At 35.0% G+C, this 13500-nt stretch carries 13 protein-coding genes and 1 pseudogene; 13 read left to right on the top strand and 1 reads right to left on the bottom strand.

All coding sequences use genetic code 11. The features are described 5' to 3' along the window. From RT405_RS05515 to RT405_RS05500, 4 genes are all read left to right on the top strand, one after another. On the top strand, positions 1-407 hold a 407-nt coding region (locus RT405_RS05515), incomplete at its 5' end, for a helix-turn-helix domain-containing protein (RefSeq protein ID WP_313468254.1). 87 nt (positions 408-494) lie between these two features. Continuing rightward, the gene (locus tag RT405_RS05510; RefSeq protein ID WP_313468252.1) at positions 495-698 is read left to right on the top strand and encodes a hypothetical protein; all 204 of its coding nucleotides are present in this window, start codon (positions 495-497) and stop codon (positions 696-698) included. 110 nt (positions 699-808) lie between these two features. Beyond that, the gene (locus tag RT405_RS05505) at positions 809-1033 is read left to right on the top strand and encodes a DUF2922 domain-containing protein (protein WP_313468251.1); all 225 of its coding nucleotides are present in this window, start codon (positions 809-811) and stop codon (positions 1031-1033) included. 468 nt (positions 1034-1501) lie between these two features. Continuing rightward, entirely contained in the window at positions 1502-2545 is a 1044-nt protein-coding gene (locus RT405_RS05500) for an aldose epimerase family protein (RefSeq protein WP_313468249.1), read from the top strand. Between the two features lie 206 nt (positions 2546-2751). Here the strand turns inward: RT405_RS05500 and RT405_RS05495 are convergent, their stop codons facing one another. After that, a complete protein-coding gene (locus tag RT405_RS05495) occupies positions 2752-3504 on the bottom strand; it encodes a MurR/RpiR family transcriptional regulator (protein WP_313468248.1) in 753 nt (250 codons plus the stop codon). 197 nt (positions 3505-3701) lie between these two features. Here RT405_RS05495 and RT405_RS05490 point away from each other — a divergent pair, with 197 nt between their 5' ends. From RT405_RS05490 to RT405_RS05450, 9 genes and pseudogenes are all read left to right on the top strand, one after another. Beyond that, the gene (locus tag RT405_RS05490) at positions 3702-5033 is read left to right on the top strand and encodes a maltose-6'-phosphate glucosidase (protein WP_313468246.1); all 1332 of its coding nucleotides are present in this window, start codon (positions 3702-3704) and stop codon (positions 5031-5033) included. Between the two features lie 24 nt (positions 5034-5057). Next, the gene (locus RT405_RS05485) at positions 5058-6665 is read left to right on the top strand and encodes an alpha-glucoside-specific PTS transporter subunit IIBC (protein WP_313468244.1); all 1608 of its coding nucleotides are present in this window, start codon (positions 5058-5060) and stop codon (positions 6663-6665) included. 121 nt (positions 6666-6786) lie between these two features. Continuing rightward, the gene (locus tag RT405_RS05480; RefSeq protein WP_313468242.1) at positions 6787-7641 is read left to right on the top strand and encodes a GRP family sugar transporter; all 855 of its coding nucleotides are present in this window, start codon (positions 6787-6789) and stop codon (positions 7639-7641) included. Between the two features lie 207 nt (positions 7642-7848). After that, the gene (locus RT405_RS05475; protein WP_313468240.1) at positions 7849-8478 is read left to right on the top strand and encodes a VanZ family protein; all 630 of its coding nucleotides are present in this window, start codon (positions 7849-7851) and stop codon (positions 8476-8478) included. A 71-nt stretch (positions 8479-8549) separates the two neighbouring features. Next, on the top strand, positions 8550-9887 hold the full coding sequence (locus tag RT405_RS05470; protein WP_313468238.1) for a C1 family peptidase: 1338 nt from the start codon (positions 8550-8552) through the stop codon (positions 9885-9887). A gap of 288 nt (positions 9888-10175) precedes the next feature. Further along, positions 10176-11114 carry a phosphate/phosphite/phosphonate ABC transporter substrate-binding protein gene (locus RT405_RS05465; RefSeq protein WP_313468236.1) on the top strand — a complete coding sequence of 313 codons (939 nt, stop codon included), beginning with the start codon at positions 10176-10178 and terminating at the stop codon, positions 11112-11114. Between the two features lie 418 nt (positions 11115-11532). Next, a complete protein-coding gene (phnC, locus tag RT405_RS05460) occupies positions 11533-12336 on the top strand; it encodes a phosphonate ABC transporter ATP-binding protein (RefSeq protein WP_313468234.1) in 804 nt (267 codons plus the stop codon). Then, on the top strand, positions 12333-13121 hold the full coding sequence (gene phnE, locus RT405_RS05455; RefSeq protein WP_313468232.1) for a phosphonate ABC transporter, permease protein PhnE: 789 nt from the start codon (positions 12333-12335) through the stop codon (positions 13119-13121). The genes phnC and phnE overlap by 4 nt, the downstream gene beginning before the upstream one ends. Continuing rightward, positions 13121-13500, top strand: a pseudogene (locus RT405_RS05450) (PhnE/PtxC family ABC transporter permease); the annotation flags it as partial. The gene phnE and the pseudogene RT405_RS05450, both read left to right, overlap by 1 nt.

Below are 13500 nucleotides of genomic sequence, written 5' to 3'. Positions count from 1 at the left end.
AGTTAGTAGAAGCTTATGAAACATTTCCACAAGACCCCGAACACCCTGAATTCATTTATCCATTTGGCGGGTTTGCATTTAGAAAAGTGCAGTGGCACATTCGAGATATCCGGAAAAAGCAAAAACGGGTCACCCAGAATGAATCGGCTTGGCCAGAATTTATGGAAGAGAACTACCCTGATACACAGCCGTGGTTTGAAGAAAACTGGCTGGAAATGGAACTATTCAAGGAAATGCTGCTGTTATTAACCGTTAAAGAACAAAGCTATTTAATTGATGCAGTTGTCTACCAATTGACCGTAACAGAAATTGCCCAAAAAAACCAAGTAAGTCGCAAGACTATTTACCAATGGAAAAAACGGATCCAACAAAAACTGGAACATTTTTTAGCGTTTTTAAAAGAATAACGTAACACTCTGGTCTGCTAAATCGTTATTACTGGTGTAAGCAGTCATGACAAACCTTACAAACTACTAAACAGGAGGGAACACATCATGGAAAAAGAATGGAATAAAGGCGCAGTTGCAGTTTATTTTGAGGATATGGCTAATGAAAAAATCATTAAACGCAATTACTCAGATGCAGTGCAAGGAGTAACACCAGAACAAGTAGAAGGTTTCACAAATACATTGGAAACATTAACTACACTGCCAGCTTCATATACTGTAGTGGTAGAAGAATACCGTTACATCCGTTAATACACTTTTTGGCCTGATAACTGAATCTTTTGTTTAATGCTAAAGAAACAGTTGCAGGATTTGATTAAAACCAGCCTTTCCAATAAAAAAATTAAAGGAGGAAACATACAATGGCAAAATCACTAGAGTTAAGATTCAATACAAGTTTAGGAAAAGCAAAAACAATGAGTGTGCAAGATCCGATCTTGGATCTATCACCTGAGGATGTACAAAAATCGATGGCTGATATTATCGCTTTAGACTTATTCGAAAAAGAAGGTGTTAACCTTTATACCTCTGTAGTTGGAGCACGTTACGTTGAACGAGTAGTGGAAGACATTTTTGAAGTAGAATAACCGATAAACAGTACTATAAGATTTAATAAAAGGTAGCGAATTAGTGTCAAAACTAATTCGCTATTTTTTTTGATTTAATAGTATTTTTATCTTTTGTAAATCAAAAAGAAATAATAGGCTTTTTCACAATTTCATTTAATAATGCTTCATAAATTTTCAAAGAGTTTTTGAAGTATCTAATTGCATAAATTTACTATTTCTTATTTAACTATTTAGTTACATAGATGTTCTTTTATTTAGCATAACTGATAGTCTAGTAAACCTAAAAGTTGAAGTTGAGAAAGCGCTTTAAAGTTTGTGTTGACGACATATAAAAGGTATGTTAATTTAAATTAATAGTAAATAATTAAGTAAAAATAACTAATATATAAAGCGAAGAAAAATAAACTTTCCTCATTTTCTTTTTAGGCAATTAATTTAATGGTTAGATTAGAAAAAATAAAAGATGAAAGGATACAGTAAAATTTTATGAAAATATCTAAAAAAAGTTTTGGAACTATAGAAGGAGAACAAATAATAGAATACACATTAGAAAACAGTCAAGGAGTTCAACTGTCAGCAATGAACTATGGAGCTACACTAACTGCGCTTCGTATTCCTGATAAGGACGGGAAAATTGAAAATGTGGTTTTAGGATTTGATTCGGTAAGCGGATATGAAAAGCATTCTTCTTTTTTTGGTGCAACAGTTGGACGAGTAGCTGGTCGTATAAAAAATGGGCGATTCGTTTTAAATGGAAAAACATATCAGTTAAGCGTAAATGAAGGGAATAATCAATTACATGGGGGAGGTGACTTTAACTCAAGAATTTGGAATGTGAAAGAAGAAGTTAAAGACACTGAGGCCAGCTTAATTTTTACTCTATTAATCGAATCAGGTAGTTTTGGTTATCCAGGAAATTTAAATGTACAAGTTTCCTTTATTCTAACAGAAAACAATGAATGGAAAATCCGCTACAAGGCTACCACTGATGAAACTACCTTATTTAATCCAACAAACCATGTATACTTTAATTTAACAGGCAATGAGAATGAAACAATTTTAAATCATCAGTTAACGTTAATAAGTTCTAAAATCGTTGAGTTAAATGATCAGTTTATTCCAACTGGAAAATTAGTGCCCGTAGATGAAACAGCTTTTGATTTTCGTCATGGAAACAAGTTGAAACAAGGAATCAATAGCCAACATCCGCAAAATCAATTAGTACATGGATATGATCATGCCTTTGTATTAGGTCACAAAGCAGGGACACCAGAAGCTATTTTAAGCGACCCAGTGAGTGGCCGAAGATTAAAAATGTATACCGATATGGATTCAGTTGTGCTCTATTCGGGAAACCGATTGAATGAAGAGGAAGAACTTGTTGGATATCCGATTAGAAATTATTCAGGATTAACATTAGAAACGCAGCAATTACCAGATGCCATTAATAATGAAGGGTTTGGTTCTATTATTTTAGATGTTGGCCAAGTTTTTAGTTCAGAGACGATTTACCAATTTGACACAGTATAAAAAGCAAAAGATTGCTTTAGAGTATTTAACCTACAAGTAAATAAGATTATTAAAATAAACAAATTAAGAGTAGGAATGTGGCCTACTATATAAAGTGATACTGTTACTTTTATATTTCAAAAGTTTGGCAAAAATTAAAAACAATCCATTGTCATTACAAATGTGATGTGACGATGAGTTGTTTTTTTTATGGATTTATAATGAAATTAAAAATAATTATCTAAATAAAAACGAAATAAGGAGTCTATTACTATATTCAGAGTGATGAAAAAATTATATTCTTTATCAGGATCATTATCAATTTGCAATTGAGTAACTTGATAATAGAGTTTATAAGTAGCTTGTGAGGATAAATAATTTTGACGTAGTGGAGTGACTGAACAAAAAGGAACGCCATGTAATTTTAGCTTAGTAATATTGTTTTCTAGTTCTAAATTTTCTCCACTAAATGAAATGAAAATAACAAGATCATTTTTAGTAAAAGAATCAATATTCCAATTTAGTTCTGTAACAGAAGGAATAGGGATAATAAAAACATTACAAGACATAAAATTACGTGTAAAATCATCTGCAGCTTTCTTTTCTCCCCATCCTGTACCGTAAATAAAAACTCGGTTCGCCAAAGAAATGGCTTCGCATAAAGGATGCATATTGGTTTGTGCGATTAAAGACATCGTTTCATTGATATCGCTTTCGAGCAAAGAGAGATTATTTTTTGTTGGAAGTATCTCCTTCTTTTTTTCATTTTTTAGATAGTATTTAAATTCTGAAAAACCAGAAAATCCAAGTTTCTGAGTTAATCGAACAATTGTAGATTTTGATGTATGGGAACGTATTGATAAGTCATGGATTCCTAGATGGGTTACAGTTTCTTTATTAGTTAAAATGTAGGCTAAAATGTCTAAATCGTTTTCACTTAGCTTGGATCTATTTGCATTAATAAATTTTTCTAAGCTCATATTTTCACCTCCAAAAGTAATGAACATAACTATAATAGCATATTTTCAAAGATGGAGCAGAATAGGATGAAAAAAATTTCAAGCTTTGGAAAAAATTAGTTTTTTAGAATAAATGCCCTATCAACGGTGTTGGTATCGCTTTCTGAATAAAATATACATATACTAGGTGTATATCAAATACAGAGAGGTTGGTAATAATGAAAAAAGATAATTTGAAGATCACTATCGCAGGAGGAGGTAGTACTTATACACCGGGAATCATCCAAGCTATTTTAAATAATATTGATAAATTGCCTATCGGAGAAATCCATTTATATGATATAGACGAAAAAAGAAATAATGATATGTTTTTAATTATAGATTATATGTTAAAAAGAGAAAATTTGACTGATATTACATTAAAAGCAACATTGGATCCCGAAGAAGCTTTTACAGAAAGTGATTTTGTTTTTTCACAAATTCGGGTAGGCGGAATGAAGATGCGAGAAAAAGATGAAAAAATTCCTCTGAAATATGGATTGGTAGGTCAAGAAACATGTGGATTGGGTGGTTTTGCTTATGGGTTACGTTCTATATCTGGACTTTTAGAAGTAGTAGGACATGTTCAAAACTTTGCACCGCATGCATGGATTTTAAATTATACAAATCCTGAAACGATTATTTCTGAAGCTATTCGAAGAGTGTATCCTAAAGCTAGAATGTTGAATGCTTGCGATATGACAATCTCTATTGAAGAAACAATTGCTTTTAACTATGGATATGATCGAAAAAACTGGATTTCTGAATATTATGGGTTAAATCATTTTGGCTGGTATACAAAAATTTACGATAAGTCTCTTGAACGAGATGTTATGCCTGAGATTATTGAAAAGTTGACTACAGAAAACATGAAGGTAGCAGATTTTAATGCAGGCGATAAAAGTTGGCAAGCAGCATTTAATATGATGTCAGTAATTACTAAGAATTTCCCAACAAATATTCCTAATAACTATTTAGAATATTATTTATATCCAGATATGGTTGTAGAAGAAACAGATAAAGAATATACAAGAGCAAACATGGTCATGGAAGGCAGAGAAAAAAATACAAGAGAAATGGCTGAAAAAATTCGTCAAGGAAAGACTGAAGACGTATTGAATTTTAATTTTGGAGAACATGGACAATATATAGTTGATATGGCTTCTTCTATCTTGAATGATGAACATCAACGGTTTATGCTGATCGTTCCGAACAATGGGGCAATTCCTAATTTACGATCTGATGCAGTAGTTGAGGTACCAGCTTACGTTGGCGCAACAGGGGCAGAACCAATTTCTCTTAGAGAAAATATCTGTGATTTTCACAAGGGTTTGATGGAAGCTCAAGTCGCAGCTGAAAAACTATTAGTAGATGCGTACTTTGAAAATTCTTATCAAAAAGCATTGCAAGCTTTTACCTTAAATCAAACGGTTCCTTCTGCTCGATTTGCTAAATTAGTATTAGATGAAATGATTGAAGCAAATAAAGGATATTGGCCTGAATTAAAATAAAATATACTAAAGGAGATAAAACTGATGATGGCGAAAATACAGCGTTTTGGTGGCGCAATGTTTGGTCCGGTTATATTTTTTATTTTTTCTGGAATAGTCGTAGCTTTAGCCTCAGTATTTACAAACCCTGATATCATTGGCAGTATTGCCAATGAAGGGACTTTATGGACAAATATGTGGAAGATTATTGAAGCAGGGGGCTGGACTGTATTCAATAATATGGAAGTATTATTTGTTATAGGGCTTCCAATTGGCCTTGCAAAAAATGCACATGCTCGTGCTGCTATGGAATCATTTGTTCTTTATATGACATTTAACAGCTTTGTAGCTGCTATTTTAGAAACATTTGGTACTTCTTTTGGTATTGATTACAGTGCTGAAGCTGGTGGACAAAGTGGTTTAAAATTAATTGCTGGAGTTAAAACATTAGATACCGGCGTTTTAGGAGCAATTGCAATCGCATCTTTAGCTATTTATTTGCACAATCGATTCTTTGAAAAAAAACTACCTGACTTCCTAGGAATTTTTCAAGGATCGGCTCTTGTCGGAGCTGTTGGTTTCTTCGTTATGCTGATAGCAGCATTTTTGACTTCATGGATTTGGCCAAATATACAACAAGGTATTTTATCTTTACAAAGCGTAATGGTCAATTCAGGCAATATTGGTGTTTTCTTATATATCTTTTTGGAAAAAGCCTTACTCCCAACTGGGCTGCATCACTTTATCTATACACCGTTCCAGTATGGTCCGGCAGTGGTTGAAGGAGGAACAACACTTTATTGGATGGAACATATGCGTGAATTTGCAAGTTCAACACTTTCATTGAAACAACTATTTCCTGAAGGCGGTTTTGCATTGCAAGGAATATCTAACTGGTTTGGAATTCCAGGCATTGCCTTAGCATTTTATTCTACAGCTAAACCAGAAAACCGTAAAAAAGTACTTGCTCTATTGATCCCAGGAGTGCTAACTGCAGTTTTTGCTGGAATTACCGAACCATTTGATTATACGTTCTTATTTATTGCACCAGTTTTATTTTTAATTCATGCACTATTGGCAGCCACTATGGCAACAACAATGTATATGCTTGGAATTGTTGGAGATATGCAAGGCGGCGTAATTGAAATGATTGCAAAGAATATCATCCCCATGGGAGCGAATCATTGGCAGACTTATGCCATTCAAATCATACTGGGCATTATTTTTGCAGGTATTTACTTCTTTGTATTCAGATTTTTGATCCTTAAATTTGATTTTAAAACACCTGGAAGAAGCGAAACGGAAGAAGAAGTAGAATTATATACAAAAAAAGATTACAAAAATAAGAAAGATAAAACAGCGGCAACAGGGAATGCTTATCAGGATCAAGCCGTTGTTTATTTGGAAGCGCTTGGAGGAGCAGGAAATATCGTGAATATTAGCAATTGTGCAACACGTTTGCGGGTTACGGTAGCAGATGAATCTAAAGTAAAAAGTAATGAAGCTTTTACTAAAGGCAAAGCACATGGAGTAGTAAGGAATGGCAATGCTTTACAAGTAATTGTAGGTTTGTCAGTTCCTCAAGTCAGAGAAGAATTTGAAAAACTGGTTAATGAACAAACCAAAATGATTGTTAATGAACAAACAGTATGAATATAAAATATTTTTTATAGGCGACTTAACACAAAACCTAACGATTCTTACTCGTTAGGTTTTATATTGCTTCATAATAGAATACAGGGAAAAATAAGAATTAATTTTTTAGGAGGACTCTATGCTCACTTATGTTACTGCATCTTTGCCTATTCTAGGATGGGGATTTATGCCGATCATTGCTAATTTAAGAAAAAGCTCCCCGGTTGAACAACTTTTAGGTACAGCTGTCTTTGCTTTTATCTTCTCGATTATTATCTCACTCATTATGAGGCCCGAAATTACACTTATTTCTTTTACCGTTAGTTTTATATCGGGTGTTTTTTGGAGTATTGGGCAATTATTTCAATTCAAAGGTATTCAGCTTTCCTCTGTATCTAAAATTATGCCTTTATCTAATGGTTCCCAGTTGATATTTATTTCTTTTACATCTGTCCTTTTATTTCAAGAATGGACAAACAGTAAAATGTTTATGATTGGAACTTTGTCTATTGTCATGATCGTTATTGGAATTTTGTGCACAAATTATCAGCAGAGAAATATAGTTGAAAGCAACCAGTATAACGCGTATGGCTGGACCTTGCTTTCTTCTGTATTCCTTATGCTATATGTCCTAACCAATCAATTGTTTTCTATTGAGGGATATCAAATAATTTTACCGCAATCTATAGGTATGATTATTGCTTCTAGCATTATTTATCTACATTATTTCAAAGGACATTTTTCTTTTTCAAATCTAAGTTATAATTTAATAACTGGTTTTTCTTGGTCCGTTGCTAATCTGGGGATGTTTCTGACCACTATCCAGTTAGGTGTAGCAACAAGTTTTAGTATTTCTCAAAGCTGTGTAATTGTGGCAACATTAGGGGGCATAATTTTTTTCAAAGAAAAGAAAACCTGTAAAGAATGGCTTTCTATTTTATTAGGAATTGTCTTAATTATGCTGGGTGTTTTCTCTTTAGGGAGTTTAAAATAAGCTCTGTGAATCAATTTTACTTTCATTAAAAAAAATAATTTAAAAGCATTCTACTAAAAAGTAAGAATGGAGCATGTGAAGTATTAATTCTAGTTCTTATTTTTCGAAATCTATATATTTTTAGTTGAAATAATCAAAATAAGTGTTTTTATGCGGCCAAACCTGTAAAATACAAAGAATACAGGAACATAAAGGGTGTGTAAAAGGATGAGAATAGTAAAAAATAAAAAAATGAACCAATTTATTGCTTGGACGGCAGTCATCGTCTGGATGGGGTTGATTTTTTACCTTTCTTCTCAACCAGCAGGAGAATCATGGAATCTCAGTTATGACATGATGAAAGTAACTGTGCAAGCAGTTAAATTATCTCAAGCCCTGGTTAGTCTGGTGTTGGCCTATGTAGTAGGAAGATTTTTGAAAAAGAAAAATAAAACGATTGGGTTAAAAGAACTCATCTGGATTGCTATTATCATCGGAGTTTTGTATGTAGTATCAGGTATCTTGCTGCGGCATTTCGCTCCGGCTGATCTGCATCATTTTATTAGAAAAAATGCTCATTTTTTTATTTATATGGCATTAGGATTTCTGCTCAAATACGCATTGAAAAGCAGTGGGATAACCAGTTTGAAAGCTGTTGGAATCGCACTGGTAATCTGTGTTCTTTATGCTTTTTCAGATGAATTTCATCAATATTTTGTGCCTGGAAGAGGAGCGATGCTGAGCGATGTAATGATCGACAGCACAGGAGCGACTCTGGGAATTGTATTACACAGCCTCTTCAGCAGGATAACAATGCCGGTATGGTTAAAAGGAAATGCCGAAACAATGAAAAAATGATTAAAAAAGATTTGTAAGGAACTTTAAAAAGGAGTAACATGGTAATTATCTAATTATCAGGAGGAGATTATTTGACCATCAATACAGAATTATTAACCAATTTTAAAAAACGGTTTGATGAAAACCGCGAAAACCAAGTCATTAAAGGAGCGATTGCTAAAGTCGGTATCAATACAGCTTCTATCGACAACGATGTTTTGCGTCGCCATTCGTTTACTTTTTCGGATGAAACAAAACGCGGAGAAATTACGAATCAACAAGCAAGCGGACGTTGTTGGATGTTTGCTGCCTTAAATACAGCGCGTGTTGATACCATGAATAGATTAAACGTAGATACTTTTGAATTTTCGCAAAATTATACGTTGTTTTGGGACAAATTGGAAAAAGCAAATTATTTCTTAGATAGTATTTTAGATACACTAGATGAAGCGCAAGATTCAAGAATCATTGCTCATTTGCTGATGAGTCCAGTTCAAGATGGCGGCCAATGGGACATGTTCTCAGGTATCTTAGAAAAATACGGTGCAGTTCCTAAAGCCGTTATGCCGGAAACATTCCATTCTGCCAATACGGCTGTGATGAACAAAATCTTGACTTCTAAGTTGCGTGAATTTGCCAGTGTATTGCGTGAAGGTCATCAAGATGGCGAAACACTTGAAGTTTTAACAGCGAAAAAAGAAGACATGCTGTACTTTATTTATAATGTATTGGTCAAAGCGCTAGGAGAAATTCCTGAAACTTTTACGTATGATTACCGTGATAAAGACAATGAGTTCCATCGGATTGCGGATATCACACCGCAAGAATTTTTCAAAAAATATGTTGGTTGGGACTTGCCGAATTTGATCAGCTTATTGAACGCTCCCACGGCTGACAAACCATATGGCAGAGCTTATACCGTTAAATATTTAGGTACAGTCAAAGAAGCTCAACCGATCCGTTACATCAATGCACCCATCGAAGTTTTAAAAGAAGCTGCTATAACTTCCATCAAAGCGGGCGAACCGGTTTGGTTTGGCTGTGATGTCGGTCAAATGTCGATCAGAGATGGCGGCATTATGGACGAAAAGAGTTATCAATATGATTTGACGTTAGGGGAAGGATTGAATTTAACAAAAGCCCAACGGTTAGATTATGGCGACAGTTTATTGACGCATGCGATGGTCTTTGTCGGAGTCAACTTAGATGATGAAGGCAAACCGTTAACTTGGAAAGTTGAAAACAGCTGGGGGGATAAAGCCGGTAAAAAAGGCATTTATTCAATGAGCGACAAGTGGTTTGATGAATATAACTACCAAATAGCGGTTGATCAAAAATATATTCCTGAAAAATGGTTAAAAGCATTAGATGAACCTGTGATTGAGCTTGAGCCTTGGGATCCTATGGGTGCCTTAGCAATGGTTAAATAAAAGGTTGAATAGATACACTGATTAAAGAGTGTGATTTTATATCATGCTCTTTTTTTGTAATAAAAGGGGCAACAAAGCGCTAGTTTCTTGGAAAATAGGCTTCGTAAAAAAGCGAACGAATATTTTTTATTTATGTTAATTATTCGTTTTATTGTTGTAAATTTATTGTAAAAGCGGTAACTGAGTATTGATAAATTGAAAAATAACAGATATACTAATAAAGGACTTAGGAGCGGTTTACTGCTTTTGAGTTACATATCAGCTCTTTTAGGGAGGAAAATCAGTAAAATGAAGAACATGAAAAAGATGGTTTTATTCGGTTTAAGTTTAGCCTTGACTGCCACATTAGCAGCATGTGGCGGGGGATCAGACAGCGGTGATGGTACACAAACAGACGAAGGGTATGTGCCTAAAACATTGAAAGTTCAATTTGTTCCTTCTCAAGCAGCAGAAACACTTGAAGCCAAAGCAAAACCGTTAGAAGATTTACTAGAAGCTGAATTGGATATTCCAGTTGAAGTAAGTGTTTCTACTGATTACAATACTATTATTGAAGCAATGTCTTCAGAACAAATCGATATTGGCTTCTTACCTCCAAATGCTTATGTATTAGCTCATGAACAAAGTGACGCAAAAGTATTGTTGCAAGCACAACGTTATGGCGTTGAACAACCTGGCGGAAAACCAACAGACTCATTGGTTGATTCGTATAAATCAATGATCGTAGTTAAAACCGGCAGCGACATTAAAACATTAGAAGACTTGAAAGGCAAAACCATTGCTACTCAAGACGTTACATCATCAGCAGGTTATGTATGGCCGGCTGCTGAAATGAAAAAAGCAGGTGTGGATATTGAAAACAGCGACATCACAACTGTACAAGTGAAAGGACATGACCAAGCGATCCTTTCTGTTTTAAACGGCGATGTGGATGCAGCGTTCGTTTTTGAAGATGCTCGTAACAATGTAGTAAAAGATGTTCCAGATATTTTTGAAAAAGTTGAACCAATGTACATTACTGAACCTATTCCAAATGATACGATTACTGCTCGCGCTGATATGAGTGAAGAATGGAATAAAAAAATCCAAGATGCTTTTATTGCGATTGGAAAATCAGAAAAAGGCAAACAAATCATTTCTGATGTATACTCTCATGAAGGTTATGTCGTATCAGATGACAAAAACTTTGATATCGTAAGAGAATATGCTAAAGAAGTTGGACAATAAGAGAAAATAAAAAACATTTTTTCACTATGAGAAATTCTCTGCCTTTAGTAAATGGATTGAAAAAGGTTATCTTTGGTTGAATCCAAAGATAACTTTTTTTGTCATATAGGGTTTATAAAAGGTTCCAGAAAAGAAATATTGAAAGGCCAAACGGTTCTACCGAACAAAAGAAGCTAGGAAACAGGTAGGAGTGTTAGCTAGAGCGCGTCTAAGCTGAGAAATAGGTAGAAGTGTCAGCTGGTGCCTTTCTATCGAACACTTAGCACAAAAAAATAGATTCAATTGTTAGGTAGTTTGTTCTTTTTACATCAATTTTTTTTAGCAAAACTTAATAATTCTAGTAAAAAAAGGTCAAGTACTTTACACTGTAATGAGGCAAAACGAATGAATCAAATTTAAAAATTGGAGGAGAAGAAAAATGACACCCATTGTCGATAAAAATGCATCGATTATTTCTTTTCAGAATGTAAGTAAAGTATACCCAAATGGGGTTCAAGGATTAAAAGACTTAAATATTGATATCAAGCAGGGTGAATTCGTCATCGTCGTTGGGTTATCTGGTGCGGGTAAGAGTACCATGTTACGAGCTATTAACCGACTGCATGAGATTACATCAGGTGATATTCAAATTGACGGAAAATCAATCACTCAAGCAAAAGGTAAAGAGTTGCGTTTGATCCGCCGTGATATCGGCATGATTTTCCAAAGTTTCAACTTAGTGAAGCGCTCGACCGTTTTACGAAATGTCTTATCAGGTCGTGTCGCCTACCATTCTACGTTTAAAACGATGTTGGGCATGTTTCCAAAAGAAGACAAACAACTTGCTTATGAAGCGTTGCAACGGGTCAATTTGGCAGAAAAAGTCTATACACGTGCGGATGAATTATCTGGCGGACAACAACAACGGGTTTCCATTGCGCGAGCATTAAGCCAAGAACCTAAAATTATCTTAGCCGATGAGCCGGTAGCTTCTTTAGACCCGGTGACAACGGAAAAAGTAATGGATGATTTATTGCGGATCAACCAAGAACTAGGAATAACAATCGTGGTGAATTTACATTCTGTTGACTTAGCTCGCCAATACGGTACACGAATTATTGGGTTACGCGATGGAGAAGTTGTTTTCGATGGACCAGTAGCAAAAGCCACTGATGAAACATTGCGCGGTATTTATGGAGAAAAAATCCTAGAAGAGCCTAAACCCGAGGAGGTTACTGCATGAACACCCATTCTTCAGACTTACCCAAAGGTAAAAGCAAAGTAAAACCACTTCTTTGGGCCATTCTATTTGTTCTTATTTTTCTTTATAGTGCCAATCTTTCTGAAGTAAAGATGGGGCGTTTATTTGCCAATATGGGCCAAATGACGGTTATTTTAAAGCAAATGGCTTTACCGGATTGGAGTTACATAAGTATTGTCATTCAACCTTTGCTGGAAACAATTCAAATGGCTATTATTGGCACAACCTTTGGAGCCTTGGTAGCTTTGCCGTTTTCCTTGTTAGCTGCGCGTAATATTGTTAAAAATCCAATAGTGAATAGTGTCTTGCGTTTCATTTTAAATATTGTCCGGACTGTTCCGGATTTGATGTTGGCTGCTGTATTTGTAGCTATCGTAGGAATTGGACCGGTTGCCGGTGTCATTACCTTATCTGTTTTTTCTTTCGGGATGATTTCAAAATTGTTTTATGAAGCGATTGAAACGATTGATGAAGGACCGGTTGAAGCATTGACGGCTTCTGGTGCAAATAAAATGCAAATTATTCGTTACGCCATTTTCCCGCAAGTCAGCAGTCACTTTTTCAGTTATTTCTTGTATTGTTTTGAAATCAATGTCCGTGCTTCCACTGTTTTAGGGTATATTGGAGCTGGGGGAATCGGTATTTATCTACAGCGGTCATTGAGCCAATTCAGATACGACAGAACGGCTGTCATTGTGATCGTGATTTTTTTGGTGGTATTGGTCATTGATGCCATCAGTAACAAACTAAGGGAGAGATTACTATAATGCTACCGACTCAACCAAAGAAAAATAGATATAAAACGATTCTGATCGTGGTTATTCTTGCAGCTATTTACATTTGGGCTTTTGCCGGAATTCCATTCAGCGGTGTTAAAGATACTGCTGGCAGTGTATCAAAAGCCATCTTTAGCGGCTTGATCCATCCCGACTGGAGCTATGTGTACACAGGTGATGGGGAAGATTTAATCAGTTTATTGATCGAAACGATTGCGATTGCTTTTCTAGGAACTTTTATTTCAGCCATTTTAAGTTTGCCTTTTGCATTTTGGGCAGCGCGCAATAAGAAGAGCAAACGCTTTGTTTCAACGTCTGGTAAATTTGTTTTAACCGCTATTCGAACGTTTCCCGAAATTGTTTTAGCGAT

It is taken from the genome of Carnobacterium sp. (assembly GCF_032094055.1).
In the GTDB taxonomy this organism is placed as follows: Bacteria; Bacillota; Bacilli; order Lactobacillales; family Carnobacteriaceae; genus Carnobacterium_A.
Note: the sequence above shows the minus strand (reverse complement) of the source record. Positions and strands in the feature narration are given on the sequence as shown.